At 64.5% G+C, this 19,381-nt stretch carries 21 protein-coding genes; 8 read left to right on the top strand and 13 right to left on the bottom strand.

The genetic code is table 11. From position 1 onward, the window contains the following. Positions 1–10: 10 nt before the first annotated feature. The 3 genes from ACVCNR_RS23245 to prpB form a co-directional block, all read right to left on the bottom strand. Positions 11–409, bottom strand: coding sequence for a 5-carboxymethyl-2-hydroxymuconate isomerase (locus ACVCNR_RS23245; RefSeq protein WP_447076708.1), 399 nt, complete (start codon positions 407–409; stop codon positions 11–13). A 74-nt stretch (positions 410–483) separates the two neighbouring features. Continuing rightward, positions 484–1,449, bottom strand: a complete 966-nt coding sequence (locus ACVCNR_RS23240; protein WP_447076707.1) for a Bug family tripartite tricarboxylate transporter substrate binding protein — start codon at positions 1,447–1,449, stop codon at positions 484–486. A gap of 20 nt (positions 1,450–1,469) precedes the next feature. After that, a complete protein-coding gene (gene prpB / locus ACVCNR_RS23235) occupies positions 1,470–2,378 on the bottom strand; it encodes a methylisocitrate lyase (RefSeq protein ID WP_354196131.1) in 909 nt (302 codons plus the stop codon). A gap of 122 nt (positions 2,379–2,500) precedes the next feature. Between prpB and ACVCNR_RS23230 the strand changes: the two genes are divergently transcribed. After that, on the top strand, positions 2,501–3,271 hold the full coding sequence (locus ACVCNR_RS23230) for an IclR family transcriptional regulator (protein WP_354196129.1): 771 nt from the start codon (positions 2,501–2,503) through the stop codon (positions 3,269–3,271). 35 nt (positions 3,272–3,306) lie between these two features. On the opposite strand, the gene ACVCNR_RS23225 is transcribed toward ACVCNR_RS23230, so the two are convergent. The 8 genes from ACVCNR_RS23225 to phhA form a co-directional block, all read right to left on the bottom strand. Further along, entirely contained in the window at positions 3,307–5,100 is a 1,794-nt protein-coding gene (locus tag ACVCNR_RS23225) for an ABC transporter ATP-binding protein (RefSeq protein ID WP_354196127.1), read from the bottom strand. Then, positions 5,097–6,041 carry an acetamidase/formamidase family protein gene (locus ACVCNR_RS23220; protein WP_354196125.1) on the bottom strand — a complete coding sequence of 315 codons (945 nt, stop codon included), beginning with the start codon at positions 6,039–6,041 and terminating at the stop codon, positions 5,097–5,099. Before ACVCNR_RS23220 ends, ACVCNR_RS23225 begins: the two co-directional genes overlap by 4 nt. Further along, positions 6,031–7,668 carry an ABC transporter substrate-binding protein gene (locus ACVCNR_RS23215; RefSeq protein ID WP_354196123.1) on the bottom strand — a complete coding sequence of 546 codons (1,638 nt, stop codon included), beginning with the start codon at positions 7,666–7,668 and terminating at the stop codon, positions 6,031–6,033. Before ACVCNR_RS23215 ends, ACVCNR_RS23220 begins: the two co-directional genes overlap by 11 nt. Before the next feature lie 19 nt (positions 7,669–7,687). Next, positions 7,688–8,608, bottom strand: coding sequence for an ABC transporter permease (locus tag ACVCNR_RS23210; RefSeq protein WP_354196121.1), 921 nt, complete (start codon positions 8,606–8,608; stop codon positions 7,688–7,690). Further along, a complete protein-coding gene (locus ACVCNR_RS23205; protein WP_354196119.1) occupies positions 8,605–9,504 on the bottom strand; it encodes an ABC transporter permease in 900 nt (299 codons plus the stop codon). Before ACVCNR_RS23205 ends, ACVCNR_RS23210 begins: the two co-directional genes overlap by 4 nt. After that, positions 9,482–10,099, bottom strand: coding sequence for an ANTAR domain-containing response regulator (locus ACVCNR_RS23200; RefSeq protein WP_354196117.1), 618 nt, complete (start codon positions 10,097–10,099; stop codon positions 9,482–9,484). Before ACVCNR_RS23200 ends, ACVCNR_RS23205 begins: the two co-directional genes overlap by 23 nt. Continuing rightward, positions 10,096–11,220 (bottom strand): transporter substrate-binding protein, encoded by a 1,125-nt coding sequence (locus ACVCNR_RS23195; RefSeq protein ID WP_354196115.1) that lies wholly within the window; start codon positions 11,218–11,220, stop codon positions 10,096–10,098. The genes ACVCNR_RS23200 and ACVCNR_RS23195 overlap by 4 nt, the downstream gene beginning before the upstream one ends. Before the next feature lie 150 nt (positions 11,221–11,370). Continuing rightward, positions 11,371–12,204 carry a phenylalanine 4-monooxygenase gene (gene phhA, locus ACVCNR_RS23190; protein WP_354196113.1) on the bottom strand — a complete coding sequence of 278 codons (834 nt, stop codon included), beginning with the start codon at positions 12,202–12,204 and terminating at the stop codon, positions 11,371–11,373. A gap of 127 nt (positions 12,205–12,331) precedes the next feature. Here phhA and ACVCNR_RS23185 point away from each other — a divergent pair, with 127 nt between their 5' ends. The 5 genes from ACVCNR_RS23185 to ACVCNR_RS23165 all read left to right on the top strand — a co-directional run bounded on the left by ACVCNR_RS23185 (position 12,332) and on the right by ACVCNR_RS23165 (position 15,334). Then, a complete protein-coding gene (locus ACVCNR_RS23185; protein WP_354196111.1) occupies positions 12,332–12,808 on the top strand; it encodes an Lrp/AsnC family transcriptional regulator in 477 nt (158 codons plus the stop codon). A 299-nt stretch (positions 12,809–13,107) separates the two neighbouring features. After that, positions 13,108–13,869 carry a septum site-determining protein MinC gene (gene minC / locus ACVCNR_RS23180; RefSeq protein WP_354196109.1) on the top strand — a complete coding sequence of 254 codons (762 nt, stop codon included), beginning with the start codon at positions 13,108–13,110 and terminating at the stop codon, positions 13,867–13,869. 33 nt (positions 13,870–13,902) lie between these two features. Further along, positions 13,903–14,718 (top strand): septum site-determining protein MinD, encoded by an 816-nt coding sequence (gene minD, locus ACVCNR_RS23175; protein ID WP_447076706.1) that lies wholly within the window; start codon positions 13,903–13,905, stop codon positions 14,716–14,718. Next, positions 14,715–15,005, top strand: coding sequence for a cell division topological specificity factor MinE (gene minE / locus ACVCNR_RS23170; protein ID WP_354196105.1), 291 nt, complete (start codon positions 14,715–14,717; stop codon positions 15,003–15,005). The genes minD and minE overlap by 4 nt, the downstream gene beginning before the upstream one ends. A 122-nt stretch (positions 15,006–15,127) precedes the next feature. After that, the gene (locus ACVCNR_RS23165; RefSeq protein ID WP_354196103.1) at positions 15,128–15,334 is read left to right on the top strand and encodes a hypothetical protein; all 207 of its coding nucleotides are present in this window, start codon (positions 15,128–15,130) and stop codon (positions 15,332–15,334) included. Between the two features lie 14 nt (positions 15,335–15,348). Here the strand turns inward: ACVCNR_RS23165 and ACVCNR_RS23160 are convergent, their stop codons facing one another. Together ACVCNR_RS23160 and ACVCNR_RS23155 are read right to left on the bottom strand one after the other, a co-directional pair. Beyond that, positions 15,349–16,149 carry a lipoyl protein ligase domain-containing protein gene (locus ACVCNR_RS23160; RefSeq protein ID WP_354196404.1) on the bottom strand — a complete coding sequence of 267 codons (801 nt, stop codon included), beginning with the start codon at positions 16,147–16,149 and terminating at the stop codon, positions 15,349–15,351. A gap of 216 nt (positions 16,150–16,365) precedes the next feature. Then, positions 16,366–17,277 carry a LysR family transcriptional regulator gene (locus ACVCNR_RS23155; RefSeq protein WP_354196101.1) on the bottom strand — a complete coding sequence of 304 codons (912 nt, stop codon included), beginning with the start codon at positions 17,275–17,277 and terminating at the stop codon, positions 16,366–16,368. A 132-nt stretch (positions 17,278–17,409) separates the two neighbouring features. Here ACVCNR_RS23155 and ACVCNR_RS23150 point away from each other — a divergent pair, with 132 nt between their 5' ends. Next, complete coding sequence (locus ACVCNR_RS23150; RefSeq protein ID WP_354196099.1) at positions 17,410–17,883, top strand: RidA family protein; 474 nt, start codon at positions 17,410–17,412, stop codon at positions 17,881–17,883. Between the two features lie 33 nt (positions 17,884–17,916). Further along, a complete protein-coding gene (locus ACVCNR_RS23145) occupies positions 17,917–19,026 on the top strand; it encodes a M20 family metallopeptidase (RefSeq protein ID WP_354196097.1) in 1,110 nt (369 codons plus the stop codon). The last annotated feature ends 355 nt before the right edge of the window (positions 19,027–19,381 follow it).

The following is a 19,381-nucleotide window of genomic DNA, read 5'->3' as shown; positions in this document are numbered from 1 at the left end:
CGACGCCGCCTCAGGCGGCATTGCGGCGGCGCTCGATATGCTCATGCAGGTTGTTGAACTTGTAATTGAGTTCCGCACTCATCTCCTGCATCTCGAAGGCGACTGCGAGCGGAGCCCGATCGCGCAGGGGTGTCAACAAAGCGACCACCTTTTCGAACACATGATCGGCAGCCTTGCGCCGCGTGTCGAGATCCCGGCCATGCCCGATCCGGAGCACGATGTGCACGAAACCGTTGGTGGGATCGCCGTCGCCGACGATGTAGTCGTCGATGACCTGGAAGCGGAGGCGGATGCCCCCCACCGGGAAGATTCCGGTTTCGAGGGCGGCAGCGTAGACTGCCTGTTTCAGTGCCTGAGCCTCCGGCTCCGCAGCGACGTTCCTTGAGCATTCAATCCAGATATGCGGCACAATGGGGTTCCTGTTCTGCTTTGGAGATTTTCTCCGGGGAGGCCCGTCCCCGGAGAGCATTGCATAAAGGAAGGCTATTCGGGCTTGATGCCTGCCTCCTCGATCAGCACCGTCCATTGTTCATATTCGGTGGCGATAAGCTTGGAGAACTCGTCTGGGCTTGACGACTTCGGCTCGACGCCTGCCTTGATGAGTCCATCGCGCACGGTCTCCGTGCCGATAGCCTGCACGACCGCGGCGTTCAGCTTTTCCACGATGGCGTCAGGCGTGCCCGCAGGCGCGGAGATGCCGTACCAGCCGGAAACCTTGAACCCGGAATAACCGCTCTCGGCAACGGTCGGCACGTCAGGCAGCGACGGCGAGCGTTCAGTGCTGGTGATGCCGATGGGGATCAGCGCGCCAGCCTGGATGTGCGGCAACACGGACACCGGGCTGCTCAGCATGACCCCGACGCGGCCAGACAACAGATCGGTCAGCGCTTGCCCGGAGCCACTATAGGGGATGTGGTTCATCTCGACACCCACCGCCTTCTGGAAGAGCAGTGATGCCAGATGCGATGCGGCGGCACCGCTGGCATAGTTGACCTGGCCCGGCTTCTCCTTCGCCAGGGCAATCAGGCCCTGCAGATCCTTCACCCCGAGGCTGGGGTGGACCACGATGACATAAGGCGATTCCGAAATCTGGGAAACCGGAGCGAAATCCTTCAGCGGATCATAGTTCGTCGCCTGATAAAGGCTGGGATTGAGCGCCATCGTGGCCTGGAGCACGAAGAGGATGGTGTGGCCATCCGGCTTGGCATCGGCACCATAGCGGGTACCGGGAATACCCTGTGCTCCGGGCCGGTTTTCGACGAGAACGGGCTGCCCCAGTATCTTGGCCATCTCCTCGGCGACGATACGGGCGGTGACATCGGTGCCGCCGCCGGCGTTGAACGGCACGACAAAGTTGATCGGCTGGGTTGGATAGTCCTGCGCCACCGCGACCCCACCCAACAGCCCCAGGCCCAGCACGGCGCCGGCAAATATTTTCTTCAGTCCCATGATCTCCTCCCTGTTCTGGTTCAAGCGCTCTTGCGCGAGGCAAACAACGCGTCGATCTTCTGTTCGTAGGAATGGTAGTCGAGGAAGCCGTAAAGCTCCTCACGCGTCTGCATGATGTCGAGAATATCCTTCTGGGTGCCCTGCTCCCGGATGGTCCGGTAGACCTTGAGCGCCGCCGCGTTCATGGCACGCGCCGCCGAGAGCGGATAAAGGGCGGCCGACACCCCGGCATCGCGCAGCTCGCCGGTGGTGAAGTTCGGTGTCCTGGAGAATTCGGTGATGTTGGCAAGCACCGCATGCGGACGGCCCAGCGCGTCGGAAAGCTGGCGATACTGCCCCAGTTCGGTGAACGCCTCCGCGAAGATCATGTCCGCGCCTGCCTCCATATAGGCACAGGCACGGTCGATGGCCCCATCCAGGCCCTCGATGGCCAGTGCATCCGTGCGCGCGACGATGACGAAATTCTCGTCGTAGCGCGCATCGACAGCCGCCTTGATACGGTCCAGCATCTCGTCGCGGCTGACGATTTCCTTGCCCGGACGATGGCCGCAGCGCTTGAGCGCCACCTGGTCCTCCATATGCATGGCGCCGGCGCCATCCTTGATGAGGCCGCGCACCAGGCGGGCAATCGAATAGGCGCCACCGAAACCGGTATCGACATCCACAAGCACCGGCAGGTCGGAAGCGTCGGAGACCTTGCGCAGATCGGCAAGGACATCGTTGATGGTGGTGATTCCAAGGTCAGGCAATCCGTGAGAGGCATTGGCCACACCAGCGCCCGCCAGATAAAGCGCCTTGTAGCCCACCGACTTGGCCATGAGTGCCGTATAGGCGTTGATGGTCCCCATGATCTGGAGCGGCGATTCCTCATGCAGGGCCTGACGGAAACGCGCGCCAGCCGAGGTGTTGACCGGAACAGTGGTGAGCATTGAGCTTGACTCCATAATGTGGATTATGTATTGGGTATTTACACTATTTTCTATACAATATGGGTATCTTGTCAATATAGTGGATCATAAATTATCTAGAATTCCATATTATGGAGAATTCCATGGAGCAAGGGGCGCAAAGCATCTACCGGACCGTCGCCGTCCTCATGGCCGTCGCGGACCGCAACCGGGAGGGGGCCGGCATGAGCGACGTGGCTGCCGCCACCGGGCTCACGAGCCCGACGGTGCATCGCATCCTGCGTGCATTGACCAACCTCGGGCTGGTTATCCAGACGGGAAGCCGGCGATATGCGCTCGGCCCCATTGTCTACGACCTGGGCCTTACGGCTGCGCCGCGCTTCGACCTTCAGAACCTGACGCGGGACATCACGGACCGACTGGCCGAAGAAACCGGCGACACCGTCTTTTTTTCCCGGCTGAGCGGCAACGACATGGTCTGCGTCAGCCGCACCAGCGGCTCCTTCCCGGTCAAGACATTGATCACCGATGTCGGCCTTCGCCGTCCGCTCGGCGCGGGCGCCAGCGGGCTCGCGGTTCTGTCTGCAATGCCTGAGGATGAAGCGCTTGCCCTGATCGACACCAACGAAGCGGCCTATGCAGCGCAGGGACGGACAATCGACCAGGTTCGCGAGGAGGTTGCCGCCGCACGGCGTACAGGACATGTAGAGAGGGACATTCCCGCGCTTGGCGCGCGAACCATCTCCGCACCCCTGTGCGATCCTTCCGGCCGCCCTTTCGGCTCCATCAGCATCAGCTCGATCAGCCAGCGCATGAGCGGCGACCACCTTGCCTCGTGCCTTGGGGCTCTGACAAAGGCCGTGGCCGAAGTACAGAAGCGCGTGAACGTGAACTACTCATCGCACAAGCAGTGAACGAAGCCTTCGCGGATGCCCCCAGCAACGTCCGCCTATCCGGCAACCAGATGGCCGCCGCCGATGTCGCGCAGCGTGACCCGGACCGGTTCATCGCCCACGGCGCGCGTCGGGCTCGGGATTTCGCCGTCCATGCGGGCGAAATGCGCACGCCTGCGTGCCGGATCCGGCATGGGAACCGCCTCGATCAATCGTCGCGTATAGGGATGCGCCGGGTTGGAAAACACCTGGTCGCGCGTGCCCATCTCCACGATCTGGCCGAGATACATCACCGCCACACGATCGGAGATATTCTCCACCACCGCCATGTCATGCGAGATGAACAGATAGGCAACGCCAAGCTCCCGCTGCAATTCGCGCAGCAGTTCCAGTACGCGGGCCTGCACGGAGACATCGAGCGCCGACACGCTTTCGTCAGCGATCACCAGCTTAGGGCCCAATGCGAGCGCGCGGGCAATGCAGATGCGCTGCCGCTGGCCACCTGAAAACTCGTGCGGATAGCGCTCCATGGCGTCGACCGGCAGGCCGACGCGCTCGAACAGCGTGGCGACACGGTCGCGGCATTCGCGCTTGCCGGCGATCTTATGGATGAGCAGCGGCTCGGCCACCAGATCACCGACGCGCATGCGCGGATCGAGCGAGGCGAACGGGTCCTGAAACACCATCTGCACGTCGCGACGCACCGCCTTGCGCTGGTCCCTGTCAAGGGAGGCGAGGTCACGCCCGCCGACCCTGATGGAGCCGGCATAAGGGACCAGCCCGGCCAACGCCTTGGCGGTGGTGGACTTGCCGCAACCGGATTCGCCGACCAGCGCCAGCGTCTCGTTGGGGCGGATGTCGAAGGACACGCCTTCCACCGCATGAACCCGCCGCTGGACACGCCCGAGCAAACCGCCGCGCAGGTCGAAGCGCACCTGAAGGTCGGCGACCGCCGCGACCGGCCCCGTGCTGCCCGGCGTGCGGCTTTCCTGTCTTCCGGCACCGGAGCCGATGCGCGGCACGGCGGCCAGCAACACCCTTGTGTAGTCGGTCGCCGGGGCTTCGAAGATCTGCCCGACCGGCCCTTCCTCGACCATCGCACCGTCGCACATGACGATGACGCGATCGGCCATTTCGGCGACGACGCCCATATCGTGGGTGATGAGGATGATGCTGGTGCCGCGCGTACGCTGGAGATCGCGCAGCAGCTCCAGCACCTCGCCCTGCACGGTCACGTCAAGCGCGGTGGTCGGTTCGTCGGCGATCAGCACATCCGGGTTGAGCGCGAGCGCCATGGCGATCATGACGCGCTGGCGCATGCCGCCGGAAAGCTCGTGGGGAAACTGCTTCATGCGGGTTCCGGCTTCCGAAATCCGCACGGCGCGCAGCGCCTCTATCGCCTTCTCATGCGCCTGCGCGCGCGACAGCGAGGTATGGGTCTCGATGGCCTCGGTAAGCTGGCGGCCGATGCTCAGCACCGGGTTCAGCGAGGTCATAGGCTCCTGAAAGATCATTGCCACGCGGTTGCCGCGGATGCGGCGCATGCGGCCTTCGTCAAGGCGCGCGAGATCGGTATCGCCGAGCATGATCGAGCCGGCGGAAACATAGGCGGCGGGCTGTGGCAGCAGGCCCATGACGGCAAGCGAGGTCATCGACTTGCCGGACCCGGATTCGCCGGCGATGCACAGCGTCTCGCCCCGCCCCAGCGTGAACGACAGGTCGCGCACCACATCGCGCGCACCATCCTCGCCGCGCACCGTGACGGTCAGTCCCGAGATGGCGAGGACCGGTTCGCCGGGTGCGGCGGGGGCCGAAGCTCCCGCCGCGATCCTGGTGCCCGTCGCGCTCATTCGAAGACGCAGCGCGGGAAGTAGAAGGACACGACCCAGTTGGGCATGTCGACGATCTCGCTTATGCGCAGATCGCCGCACACCGACACCAGCATATAGGCGTCGACCGGATCGAGATTGTAGCGGCCAGCCAGCAGATCGACCATCTGGGCGACGGCGCTCCTGGCGCCCTCCATCAGGTCCGGTCCGACACCGGTCGTCACCTCGTAGCCCTTGGCGTCGAGATGGCGGGTCACCGGCCCCGACGTGGTGAAGCGCGGCGTCTTGAGGTTCGCCCCCTTCACCAGATCGAGGGTGAGCACGACATCCATCGGGCTCTCGATCGCCGTGCCGCAGACCTCGCCATCGCCCTGCGCGGCATGGGTGTCGCCCACCGAGAACAGCGCGCCCGCCACTTCCACCGGCAGGTAGAGCGTGGTGCCGGCGGCGAGATCGCGGATATCGAGGTTGCCGCCGACACGACGCGGCGGCACGACGGAGTGCAGCCCCTTTTCGGCCGGCGCATTGCCGATGGTGCCGGCGAACGGCTTCAGCGGCACGCGGCCATGCTTGCCGAACAGCGCCGGCTCCAGCGTCGAGGCGTCGTATTTCCAGATCGTCAGCGCCGGTTCCTTGAAGTCGTCGGCGAGCAGGCCGAAGCCCGGAATGTTCGCCGTCCAGCCGAAGCCGGACGGTTTGAACTCCTCGATGGTCACCTTCAGCGCATCGCCCGGCTCGGCCCCGTCCACGAATATCGGCCCGGTGACCGGGTTGATCCTGGCGAAATCGAGTCTGGCTATGTCTTCCACGGTGCTCTCCGGCGACAACTGGCCGCCGGAAGAGTCAAGACACTCGAAGAAGATGGTCGAGCCGGGAGCCACCCTCTCGGCCGGGGCAAGCGCGTTGTCCCAGCCGAAATGGTGGTGGCGCCCGTGGATAGTGTAGTTGCAGCTATTGCACATCGTTCACATACACATGGTCATAGTTGACGGGGATATGGACCGGGTCGACATAGAGGTTGTCGCCGCCGCCCATGCGCGCGGATTTCAGCGTGAAGCGCTGCTCGTTGAAGACCGGCGCCCAGGGGGCGTCCTCCATGATCTTCACATAGATATCGCTCCACGCCTTGTTGCGTTCCTCGGCCTTGGCCGGATCGACGATGGAGTCGGCTTCCGCCGCCTTCCTGTCGAGCTCTTCGTTGCAATACCACGACCAGTTCCAGCCGCCCGGAACCGCGCCGCCACAGCCGAGGATCGGACCGTAGAAGTTCGACGGATCGGGAAAGTCGGCGATCCACGCCATGCCGCCCGACCAGATCATCGGGGCGCCCTCCTTCTCCCCGCCGGCGGCGATGACGTTGGCCTGCGCCAGTGCCTGGATGTTGGCCTTGATGCCGATGGCTGCCAGATCCTGCTGGATGCCCTGTGCGATGCGCGGGTTGGGATCGGTGTTCATGACGTAGAGGTCTGTCTCGAACCCATCGGCAAAGCCGGCCTCGGCCAGCAGGGCCTTGGCCTTGTCCGCGTCATAGGCATAGCCCTTGTAATCCGTGGCGTAGCCCGGCATGGAGGGCGGCAGCGGCTGGTTGGCCGGGACGGCGCGGTTGTTGATGAGCTGGACGATGCGTTCCTTGTTGATGGCCATGTTGACGGCCTGCCGCACCTTCACATTGTCGAAGGGCGGGATGTTGACGTTCATGGTCACATAGCCGGTGTGGAGCTGACCGCCCTCGACCACGCGCGCCTTCTGCTCGGGATCGTTCATCACTTCCTGGAACTTGGCCGGCGGAATGCCATCGCCCGGAATGTCGATCTCGCCCTTTTGCAGGCGCAGCAGCGCCACGATCGGCTCCTGCCCGATCTCAAAGGTGATGGTGTCGAGATGTGGCAGGCCCTTGTTCCAGTAATCCTCGTTCTTCTGGAACACGACGCGCTGGCCGAGCGTCCATTCGCCGAGCTTGAAAGCACCGGTGCCGACCGGGTTCTTGCCGAAGTCGGCGCCATACTTCTCGACCTCTTCCTTCGGCACGACGTGGCTGAAATTGATGGCCATGACATGCAGGAACGTGGCGTCGGGGCGGGTCAGCTCGAACTTGATGGTGAGCGGATCGACCACGGTGATCCCTGAAACGCCGTCGGCCTTGCCTTCGGCCGCTTCGTCATAGCCCTTGATGGAGGCGAAGAAGCCCTGGCCGGGGCTCTGGGTTTCCGGATTGACGACACGGTCGATGGAATATTTCACATCTTCCGCCGTCATCTCGCGGCCGTTGTGGAATTTCACGCCCTGCCGCAGCTTGAAGGTGAAGGTCTGGCCGTCCTCCGAAATCTCGTAGCTTTCGGCGAGGTCGGGCACCAGTTCGGTGGTGCCGGGCTTGTAGTCCATGAGCCCGTCGAACAGGCTCTTGATCATCGACCAGTTCTGCCAGTCATAGCCTATGGCCGGATCGAGCGTAGCGACGTCGTCCTTGTAGGTGATGATGATCGAGCCGCCGTTCTTCGCATCCGGATTAGGCGTCACTTGCGCGGAGGCGGCGGACAGGCCGAGCGCCAGCGCGGCTGCCGCCACCGTTGAAACGAGATAGGTCTTCATTGCTGTTCCCTTTCTTTGGTTATCTGAGCTTGATGCGGGGATCGATGAGCGGCGCGATGATGTCGGCCAGAAGGTTGCCGAGCACGATGGCGAAGGCGGAAACCAGCGTGACGCCCATGATGATGGGGATGTCGACGCGCTGGATCGCCTGCCAGACGAGCTGACCGATGCCGGGCCAGCCGAACACGCTTTCGACGACCACGATGCCGCCCATCAGGATGCCGATGTCGATGCCGATCATGGCGATGATGGGCAGGATGGCGTTGGGCAGGGCGTGGCGGATCAGCACCGTGGCGCGAGCCAGCCCCTTGGCGCGTGCGGTGCGGATATAGTCCTGCCGCAGAACGTCGATCATCGACGAACGCATCATGCGCGCATACCAGCCCGAACTCATCACCGCGACGGTGAGCGAGGGCAGCACGAGATGCGAGAAGGTGCCGTAGCCGCCGATCGGGAACCAGCTCAGCCTCACGGCGAAGACATAGAGCAGCAGCAGTCCGACCACGAATTGCGGGGCCGAAACGCCGATGAAGGACACCACCATCAGCGACTGGTCTGTCCTGGTGCCGCGCCGCACCGCCGCCACCAGCCCCATGGTGAGGCCGATCAGCAGTTCGAACACGATCGCCCCCAGCATCAGCAGCAGGGTGGCCGGCAGGCGCGCCGCGATGAGTTGCGACACCTCCGAACGCTGGATGTAGGAGCGTCCGAGATCGCCATGCAGCAGGTTCCACAGGTAGCGCCCATATTGCACGAGGAAGGGCTGGTCGAGGCCAAGCTGGCGGCGGATGCTCTCCACCGTGGCCGGCGTGGCGCTGCGGCCCGCGATCTGGCGCACCGGGTCGGCCGGCAGCAGATAAAGCAGGGCAAAGGTGATCAGCGAGATGCCGATCAGGATCAGCGCCGACTGGATGATGCGCCTGCTGAGATAGGAGATCATGCGCGCCCCCGCTGGGTCGGGTCGAGGATGTCGCGCAAGGCGTCGCCTACGAGATTGAAGGCCAGCGCCAGCGCGAGGATGGCGACGCCGGGGAAGAAGACCAGCCAGGGGGCCGCCTGGAAATAGGTCTGGTTCTCGAAGATGATGTTGCCCCACGAAGGCGTGGGCGGCTGCACGCCGATGCCGAGATAGGAGAGCGTCGCCTCGAGCAGCACCGTGGTGGAGATGCCGAGCGTGCCCCACACGATGATGGTGGGAACCAGATGCGGCAGGATGTGCAGGAAGAGGATGCGCGCACCGCTCGCACCGATGGTGCGCTCGGCGTCGATGAACTCGCGCTCCGCCAACGAACTGGTCTGCGTGTACATGACGCGCGCGGTCTGCACCCAGTTCACCAGAGCGATGACCAGCGCCACGATCCACAGGCTCGGCTGGAAGACCGCGGCAAGGCAGATCGCCAGAAGCAGGGCCGGAAAGGCCATCATCAAGTCGGTGAAGCGCATAAGGACCGAGCCGATCCAGCCGCGATAGTAACCCGCCACCACACCGATCAGCGTGCCGATGATCAGGGCGATGCCATTGGCAATGATGCCGATGAACAGCGAGGTGCGCGCGCCATAGAGGATGCGGGTCAGCAGGTCGCGTCCCAGAAGATCTGTACCGAGCCAGAAGGTCGCGTTCGGCGGCAGCGGTTCGCCGGACAGGGTGAGCCCGTCGAATATCTGCTCGTCCGGCCGGAAATTGGTGAGATAGGGCGCGAGCGCCGCACCCGCCACCACGATAACGATGATGATCATGCCGATCAGCGCCAGCGGCCGGCGCACCAGCTTCCCCAGCGCGCCCTTGCGCGGCCTCGTCGCCACGGGCTGGGCGTCAGGCGTGATTACGTTGGTCATTCCCGTCCCCGGCCCCGTCCTTGTCCTCGGCCATGGCAACCACGCGCAAGGCGGCCTCCTCCACGCTGACCTGCCAGCTCATCGCCAGCGAGCGCAGCCGCGCGAAGCCCTGCTCGTAGTCGCTGTCCTTTGCCAGCGCGGCCACCGCACGCACGATGGTGTGGCGTTCCGCAACCCGCGCCTGAAGCGCGTCGATGCGCGCGGCGAGCTGCTTGCGCTCCTCGAAATTCTGCCTTGCGATCAGCAGGCTGGAATAGACGCCGGCCGCGCCCACTGGCTTCAGCAGGTGTGCATTGGCGCGGTGCGTGAACAGCGCCCATTCGATGCGGCCCGGCGCCTCGGAGCCGATCAGCGCGATCAGCGGCATGGGCGCTTCGCCCGGCTGCCACGGAAATTGTTCGTCAAAGCCGAGATCGACGTCGAAGAACACGAAGTCCGCCGAAAGGGCTGCTGGCGGCAGTTCGGGCCAGCAGTCGATCGCCGTCAGGCCGATGGCCGACAGTTGTCGCACCATGGTCTGCGCCGTCGGATGCGGCCGGTGCAGCACATAGGCGGTCGCGCCGCCGAGATTGGGAATGCGGCTGCGCCGGCTCATCGCTCCCCTCTCCCCGGCACCACCCTCAGCCGCGGCGTGCCGAACTGGGCGTTGCGATCGTAGCGGGACAGATAGGGATCGGGCGCGACCTCGCCTTCGCGGCCTATGATGCGGAAACCGGCCCCCTCGATTTCACCGATCACCACCGGCAGGGTGGCATGCTGGGTGTGCGTGTCGATGGCGGTCGCGCCAAAAGGCGTTTCAAAGCGGCGCGCTGCAAAGGCTGCGGGCAGATCCGCCCAGCCGGCATCCGGATTCTGTCCGAGGATTTCCGCCAGAATGCGCACGCTGGCATAGGCGGCCGCTTCGAAAGAACTGCCAGGACTGTAGCCCGTCCCGCCGGCACCGGCTTCATGAAAATATGGACCTGCCGAAAGATGCCCGTTGCCGGCCTCCCCGATCGCCTCCAGCTCGCATTCGGTCAGGTTGCACGAAACGACCGGGCAGTGGTGTGGCAGGAAGTGCGCGTCCTGGCGCCCAAGTTCCGCATAGGCCTTGAGAAAGGCGTAGGACGACAAGCCGATCAGATTGTTGAAGACGAAATCCGGGCGCGTGGCGCGGATTTCCTCGATCAGCCGGGCGACCTCCGTTTCGCCGAGCGGCAGGTAGCGTTCGCCGCGCACTTCCCCGCCGGCATCGGCGATCAGGTCGCGGGCCACGCGGTTCATCTCCCAGCCCCAGATATAGTTGGAACCGAGCAGGAAGCCGTTGGCCCCGAAGCGCGGCACGACGTGGGAAAACAGCGGCAGCAATTGCTGGTTGGGGCATGCGTGCATGTAGACGACATGATCGCTGGTCTCGAAGCCCTCGTAGGGACAAGCATACCACAGCGTGCCGCCGAAACGCTCCAGAATGGGGATGGCTTCCTTGCGGCTCCAGGAGGTAATGCAGCCGACGATGTGCCGGGCGCTGCTCTTCTGGAGGATTTCGGCGCAGCCGGTCGCGTAGCCGTCGGCATTGCCTTGCGGATCGTAGTCCACGGGCACGAATGCAATCGGGCTGGAGGGATCGGCATTGACATCCGCGATTGCGGACAACGCACCCGTGCGGCAGGCATCGGAAACGAGCCGATAATTGCCGGAACGCGAATAAAGAATGCCGATTTCGACGCGGCGCTTCAAGAATTCCCCCCAGAAAAGAAAATGCCCCGCAGCCACGCGTGAAGAAGCGGAGCTTACGAGGCATTTTTGCCATTCGGCGAGCAAGGCCGATATGTATGTTCAAGCCTAGCCGACCGCCCAACGTAGTCAAGCGGAAAGCGCGGGGCCGGCCTACACGGTTGCCGGGTCGAGCGCCGGCTTGTCCTTCCAGCGGCCGATGATCGCCGCGAGATCGGCCGTGCGGAAGGCGTCGCGCAGCGCATCGAAGGACGGCAGCACGAAATAGGCGCGCTGGAACTTGTCGATCTCATAGGTGGTGCGCATCACCGTCTCCAGATCGAAGGGCACGCGGTGCGCATCCGGGCTCTCCACCGCGAACTGAAGCTCGGTGAAGGACGACATCAGCCCGGCGCCGAACGCCTTCAACTCCTGTCCCGGCTCTTGCATGAGCCCGTATTCGGCCGTGTACCAGTAAAGCCGCGTGATCATCTCGTCGCCGCCCAGCGCGATCGCCTCGCCCGCCCTTTCGCCATAGGCCTGCATGAAATCGGCGAAGACGGGCTGGGTGAGGATCGGCACATGGCCGAAGAAGTCGTGGAACATGTCCGGCTCGACGATGTAGTCCAGTTCCTTTTGCGTGCGCAGCCAGTTGGTGACGGGGAAGCGCCGCGCCGCCAGATGCCCGAAGAACGGCTCGGCGGGAATGAGCCCCGGCACGGCGACGATCTCCCATCCCGTCAGTCGGCGCAGCCGGTCGCTGACCTCGCCGAAATCGGGAATGCGCTCCAACAGGCCGAGCGCGTCGATACCGTCCAGATAGGCGCGATGCGCGAGCCGGCGGGTCAGCTTGGTCTGGCGGTCGCACAGCGTGCGCCACACGGCCTGCTCCTCCTCGCTGTAATCGTAGTCCTGCGCCACCGTGAAGTCGGGCCGGCAGACCGAATAGTTTCCGCGCAAGCCCTGGGCCGCGCATTCGCGGGCATATTCGGCAATGCTGATCGTCATCTTCTCCTCCCTCGACGGCGAATGCTGTCATTCTAGCAAGAGGTCGTGGAGGATTTCGGCCTGCTTGCTGGGCATATGCCGGTAATTGGAGCATAATCCCCTCCAAAATATCGACAGGGGAGTGGATATGCCTCAATTCGATGCCTTCGAGATCAGGATGCTCGACATTCTCCAGCGCGAGGGGCGCAAGCCGGTGACGGAACTGGCGGAAGAGATCGGCCTGTCGCCGACACCTTGCGCACGCCGCTTCGAGGCGCTGCGGGAGACCGGCGTCATCAAGGGCTTCTCGGCGCAGCTCAGCCGCAAGGCGCTGGGGCTTGCAGTGGAGGTGTTCATCCGGGTGCGCCTGACAAGCCACAGCGATGAGTCGCCCGAACATTTCATTGCCGCCGTGCAGCGCATGGACGAAGTCTCCGCCTGTTGGACGATGACCGGCGACCACGATTTCCTGCTGCATGTGATGGTGCCCGCGGTGGACGACCTCAACGATTTCGTCATGCACCGGCTGATGCGGCTGAAAGGAGTGCGCGACGTGCACACCCAACTGGTGCTGCAGAACATCAAGGGGCCGGGACGAACGCCCCTCGGCCATCTCGGCCCGTAACCGGGCCGGGCACCGGCGGGCGACTCACCATCGATGTGATTCCCGGCCTTGCGTCGTTCGCCGCAAGACTCGCCGACTGGCGGGAAACCGGCCGCTTGGCGGCCACCGAATCACCGTCCCATTTTGGGTCAAGATAACTTTTCGTTTCAGTTCATATTTCATCTAACAGTATGAAAAGAAACGGTATTCCGTCAGGGGAGCGCGCTTTTCCGGATCACGATTTTGCGCGTCGGATCTTCGAAATTAACCTTTTGTTAACCATATCCTCCATACACCGGAGCAACCGAAAATTAACCAAGATGACTGACGTGTTAACTCAACCCCGGCCGATCCGCCTCAAGGGTCGCTCCTTCCTTGCGCTTGCCCTGACCCCGGAGTTGCCCTTCGAGGACTGGCTGGCGCGGCTTGATGATCTGGCGGCCCGTTCGGCAGGATTTTTCCTGCGACGGCCGGTGGTGCTCGACGTTCAGGACCTGGACATCGACCGCACGCAGCTTCGCGAACTCGTCGGCCAGCTCGGCGCGCGCAATGTGCGCATCATGGGCATCGAAGGCGCGCGCCCCTCGCTGCTGGCCGCCGACCTGCCGCCGGCCATGAGCGATGGACGCCCCGCCTCGGACTTCGAAGCTCCGGTCGCCGACGAGGCCGGTGACGGGACGGACGCGGCGGACGCCGTCGAAAGCGCCGACCTTTCCAGCACCACCCTTGCCGGGCCGACCCCGGCCAAGGCCGCGCCTTCGATGATCGTCACCCAGCCGGTGCGCTCGGGGCAATCGCTGTTCTTCCCCGAAGGGGACGTGACCGTCGTCGGTTCGGTCGCATCGGGCGCGGAAATCGTCGCCGGCGGCTCGATCCACATCTACGGCACGCTGCGGGGCCGGGCCATGGCAGGCACGACCGGCAACGCCTCGGCGCGGATCTTCTGCCGCAAGCTCGAGGCGGAGCTGATCGCCATCGACGGGTTCTACAAGACGGCCGAGGACATGGCGCCGGACCTGCGCGGCAAGGCGGTGCAGATCTGGCTCGAAGGCGATGCGATCAAGGTAGAGACATTCGGCTGAGCCGAAGGCGGTTCACACACACTGGAGAGGCCAATGGGCAAGGTAATCGTGGTTACATCTGGCAAGGGCGGCGTCGGCAAGACGACATCGTCCGCCGCGCTGGGCGCCGCCCTTGCGCAGAATGGCGAAAAGGTCGTGGTGGTGGACTTCGACGTCGGCCTGCGCAACCTCGACCTCGTCATGGGCGCGGAACGGCGGGTCGTCTATGACATCGTCAACGTCATCCAGGGCGAAGCCAAGCTGACGCAGGCGCTGATCCGCGACAAGCGGCTGCAGACGCTCTATCTGCTGCCGGCCTCGCAGACGCGCGACAAGGACAACCTCACGCCCGAAGGCGTCGAGAAGGTCATCGCCGCCCTGAAGAACGCCTTCGACTGGGTCATCTGCGACAGCCCCGCCGGCATCGAGCGCGGCGCGACGCTGGCCATGCGCCATGCCGACGTGGCCATCGTCGTCACCAATCCGGAAGTCTCGTCGGTGCGCGACAGCGACCGCATCATCGGCCTGCTCGATTCCAAGACGCTCAAGGCCGAGAACGGCGAGGACATGGAGAAGCACCTGCTTCTCACCCGCTACGACCCCAGCCGGGCCGAACGCGGCGACATGCTGAAAGTGAGCGACGTCCTCGAAATCCTGTCGATCCCGCTGCTCGGCATCATACCGGAGAGCATGGACGTGCTGCGCGCCTCCAATGTCGGCTCGCCGGTGACGCTGGCCGACGGCCGCAGCGCGCCGGCTATCGCCTATTTCGACGCCGCGCGCCGGCTGCGGGGCGAAAGCCTGCCGGTCACCGTACCGGGCGAAAAGCGGGGCCTGCTCGGCAAGATCTTCGGAAGGAAAGCGGCATGAACCTGTTCCGTCTCTTTTCCCGCAGCCAGTCGGCCCCCGCCGCGCGCGAGCGCTTGCAGGTGCTGCTCGCCCACGAGCGCGCTTCATCCGGCGATTCGGACCTCGTCAACCGGCTGCGCGACGAGATCCTGCGCGTCATTTCCAAGCACATGCATATCGACGAAGACAAGGTCTCCGTGAAGATGGAGCGCGGCGGCCAGGTCTCGACGCTCGCCGTCGACATCGAGATCCCGTTCGACGCGGCCAAGAAGAAGGCTGAAGCGGGCAAGAAGAAGAAGGCGGCCTGAGGGCCGCCATCGGCCGGACCATATCGCGTCCCGACGGGCGCGGCGATGATGCGGCAAACGGATACCGCTTTGCGGTCCATTTCCCCAAGGCGGCCCAGGGGGGCTTATCAAGGAGGGACAACATGACCCGGCTCGCACTTCTGAAAAGGCTGAAGGAAGTCCAGCAGATGCCCCGCTATCAGGGGCGCGACATCACCACCATCAGCGCGGTGCTCTCCAACGAGGCGCTGGCCAAGCATGTGGAGGTCTGCGAGGAAGCCGCGGGCGCCACGCCCCCGGCGGCAAAGGTCGGCAACGGGGCCGCGCCGGCGCATGCCGGCAGGGCCTGAGGCGCGACGTCCGTCTATTTCGCCTTTTGCGAGCGGATGCTCTCTTCCAGCATCTCGGCCAGCCGGACCGCCCGGCAGGCGTCATCGAGTTCCCGCGCCAGGGCATCCGCTATATCGGTGTCTGAAGGCGTGTCGATTTCGGCCCAGTTGATGTGGCTGGACGCCTCGATGCCGGCCTCGACGCCCATATCGGCATAGAGGGCGTTGATCGCCTCGGCAGCCTCGACATGGTCGAGCGTTGCGAACATGGCCAGATGGGCAAGCACGGCCTGCTCGCCGGGCCGGTCCCGGCCGAGGCTGCGCCAGCGTTGCGCGGTGCCGGCAAGCTTGCGGGACCCAACCACGATATTATAGGCCCCGTCGCACATGGTGCCGGGAATGGCGCGGTAGGTGCCGTGGATGCCCCGGCTGCGCAACATGGCCATCACCGGCTCGCACAGCACCCGGTAGCTGGTTCCGATACGATCGCGCAAGGCAGGACCGATGGAAAACACCATCGAAAGATTGACCACGCCGGGACCCTGCACAACCGCGCCGCCGCCCGTGTCGCGCGTGTGGACCTGCCAGCCGCGCGCGGCGGAAGCCGCCACCGCCGCCTTGAAACCGGAACGGCTCTCGTGGCTTCGCGGCACCACGATGCAGGGCGCGGTCTGCCACAGCAGCCATGTCAGCCCGGGACTGCCGTCGGCAGCCGCCAGCATCGCCCGTTCCTCCGCCAGCGCCTCCTCATACGGCAGGCGCAGCAGAACGCCCGGCCCATCGGCCTTCCCGGCCTCGCCGCCTTGCACCTGCGCAAGCTTCTCTCTCGTCATCATCACCACCGCCACCTGATCGCCTCGCACGGATCTGACAGGAACGCCACCTCGCCCGCGCCGTCAACAGCCCGGTGGCTAAAGCAGGGACAATCCCCCAACAACCCGCCACGGCGCCGAGATCCTCACCACCGAGATGGCTGTCTTCGAATGGCACTAGACTGCGCAGTACCCGCAATTCCGCCCGGCGGTAGGTGGCTGATCAAGCAGAGCGGCCTGTCAGGCCCCGGCGCTGTCCAGCACGCAGCGGCGCGTCAATTCCCGGATGAACAGGCGCTGGATCGAGGAAATCCTCTGGTCCAGCTTCGATACGATCACCAGCGGCGAGGCATAGCGCTCAGCCGGCGAATTCAGGCGCCGCATCTGGCCGCTCTCCTCCCACTGGCGGGCGAAATGCTCGGGCAGATAACCGATGACACGGCCGCTGAGGATGAGAATGGCCTGCGCCTCCATGGTGGAGGACTGAATGCGCACCCGTGCGTCTGGATAGAAGTCGATCTCCGACTTGTTGGCATAGGAACGCACGATGAAATCGTGGCGCGCGATCTCCTCCGGCGTCAGGGCGGCCGGATCGGCATGGAACAGCGGATGGCGGTGGCTGCAATAGAGTGAATGCATCTCGTGGTAGAACAGCTTCTCGCGAAAATCCGGACCGATCCGCATCGGCGGGGTCAGCGCGATGTCGATGCCGTCCCGGGCCAGTTCGTCCATGAGCGCCTTCGGGTGGGTGACCAGAAGTTCGATCTCGGCATCCTTGACCTGCCGCAGGCAGGCCTCCATCACCGCATCCATGGGCAGGCCGGGATCGGTTACGGTGTTGGCGACGACGCCGACGCGCAGCGTTCCCACGATCTCCTTGCGCAACTCGCCCAGCCGCCCTTCGAAACTCGACACGGCCGCCACGAGGCTCTTCGACGCCTCGTAAACCTCGCGCCCCTTCTCGGTGAGATGGAAGCCGCGCCTGCCCCGGCGGCACAGCTCGAAGCCGACCCGTTCCTCGAGCGCCTTCAGGTGGAAGGAAAGCGTCGACTGGCTCATGCCGAGCGCCAGCTGCGCACCGCCGAAGCCGCCATTCTCGATGATCGAACGGAATACGGCGAGGCCGCGCAGATCCGACGGCGAGAACCGCATGGTCATCTCCTCACGCTGGTAATTACATCGATGATATCGAAATATAATGAGAAAGAAAGGTGTTTATCCATGCATGCTTCCCGCCCCTAATGAGCCGGAGGCAAGATGTCGCCATCAGCAGGGAGAAGAAACTTGACCAGCCAGATCATCCTCGACACCAGTCGCCAGCGCCTGTCGCCCCCGGGCCATTGGGACTGGCACATCCCCACGCCGTTCTCGCAGGGCTGGAGGATCGGCCCGATGGTCTTCGTGGGCGGGCAGTTGTCGGCCGACCGGCATGGCAATGTCCTCGGCAAGGGCGACATCGAGATCCAGACGCAGAACGTGTTCGAGAACATCACCCGGGTGCTGGCCAGCGCCGGCGCCACCTGGAAAGACGTCGTCAAGCTCAACACCTATTATGTCTTCGACGGCGAGGGCGACGAAATCCAGGATTTCTGGGAAAAGATGACCCGCGTGCGCCTGCGCTACATCGCCGATCCGGGCCCGGCGGCCACGGCCGTGCGGGTCGCCGGCCTGATGTATGAGGGCTTCCTCATCGAGGCCGAGGTCGTGGCCATCATCGGCGGGCAGAACGCCGCCACAGCCTTCCTCGGACAGGGCTGACCGCTCTTGCGGGCCGGCGGAGCGGCAACGGACATGAGCATCGACGCCATCGAACTGACGCAGCGTTTGCTTGCCGTCGACACCACCAACCCGCCGGGCGCGGAAGATGCCGCCATCGACCTTCTGGAGGCCATTCTGGGGGAAGCGGGCTTTGCCTTGCGCCGCCATCGCTTCAGTCCGGGCCGGTCCAACCTCGTCGCCCATCTTGCCGGGCGCCGGCCGGGTCCGGCGCTCGCCTTCACCGGCCATCTCGACACGGTGCCGCTCGGTGACACCGCCTGGTCGCGCCATCCGCTGGGTGAGATCGACGCCGACGGAAGAATCTATGGCCGCGGCAGCAGCGACATGAAGGGCGGCGTCGCCGCCTTTGTGACGGCTGCCATCGCTGCGGCACGGACCGGCACAATCGGGCGCGATGTGGTGCTCGTCCTGACCGCAGGCGAGGAGCGCGGCTGCGAAGGCGCGGTCGCGATGCGCCGCGACAAGGTGGAACTGCCTGAGATCGGTGGCTGGGTGGTGGCCGAGCCCACGGCCAATCGCCTCGGCCTCGGCCACAAGGGCGCCCTGTTCCTCAAGCTTGAATTCACCGGCCGTACCGCTCATTCGGCCATGCCCCAGCTCGGCGACAATGCGGTCTACCGGGCGGCGCAAGCCGCCCTGGACATCCGCGACCTCGAACTGGGCGGAGACGCGCACCCGGTGCTCGGCAGCCCGACCCGCAATGTCAGCCTGCTTCAGGGCGGCCATGCCATCAATGCGGTGCCCGACCGGGCGGAGTTGGTCATGGACATCCGCTCAGTGCCCGGCATGGACCACGACACCCTTGTCGAGATCGTTCGCCAACGCACCGGCAGGCAGGCCGCGCTGTCGATCCTTTACGACCTTCCCCCGGTGTGGACGAACGAGCAAGACGCCTTCGTGGCCCGTTGCCGCGCCGCGCTGAGCAAACATGGCTGCCGCGACACGTCACCCATCGGCATGCCGTTCTTCACCGATGCGGCCATACTGGCGGCCATGGCGCCCGCGCCCGTGGTCATCATTGGTCCGGGCGAACCCGCGCAGGCGCACCGCACCGACGAATGGTGCGAAATGGCCGAGATCGAGCGCTCGGTCGACATCTATCGCACCCTGATCGCGGACTGACTTCGCAGCAACGCTGCGGGCCCGGCTCGCCATGCGTTGGACAGGGCGCGTGGCGAGCCGAAGCGTTGATAGGTCCTCAAAACAATCCGGAAGCCGGCTCCGCATTCCGCTGCAATACCGCAGGCGCCCGCATTCCCCGCCAGTCTGGAATTGCCAATGACGGGTGGATCTTCACATCGATAAAATCGAAACAGCTATCGATAACTCGACGTTGATTAATATGAGGCCGACCGTAAGCTGATCCGACACAACAGCCTGCACTCTGAGAGGATCTGCAAAAGGTTGGAACACGCCGGGCAAGCTCCTGCGCCGGCCCGTGTCGTTGCCGGAAACCCGACGCGATCGTCGACGGTTC

This window comes from Aquamicrobium terrae, assembly GCF_052978165.1.
Note: the sequence above shows the minus strand (reverse complement) of the source record. Positions and strands in the feature narration are given on the sequence as shown.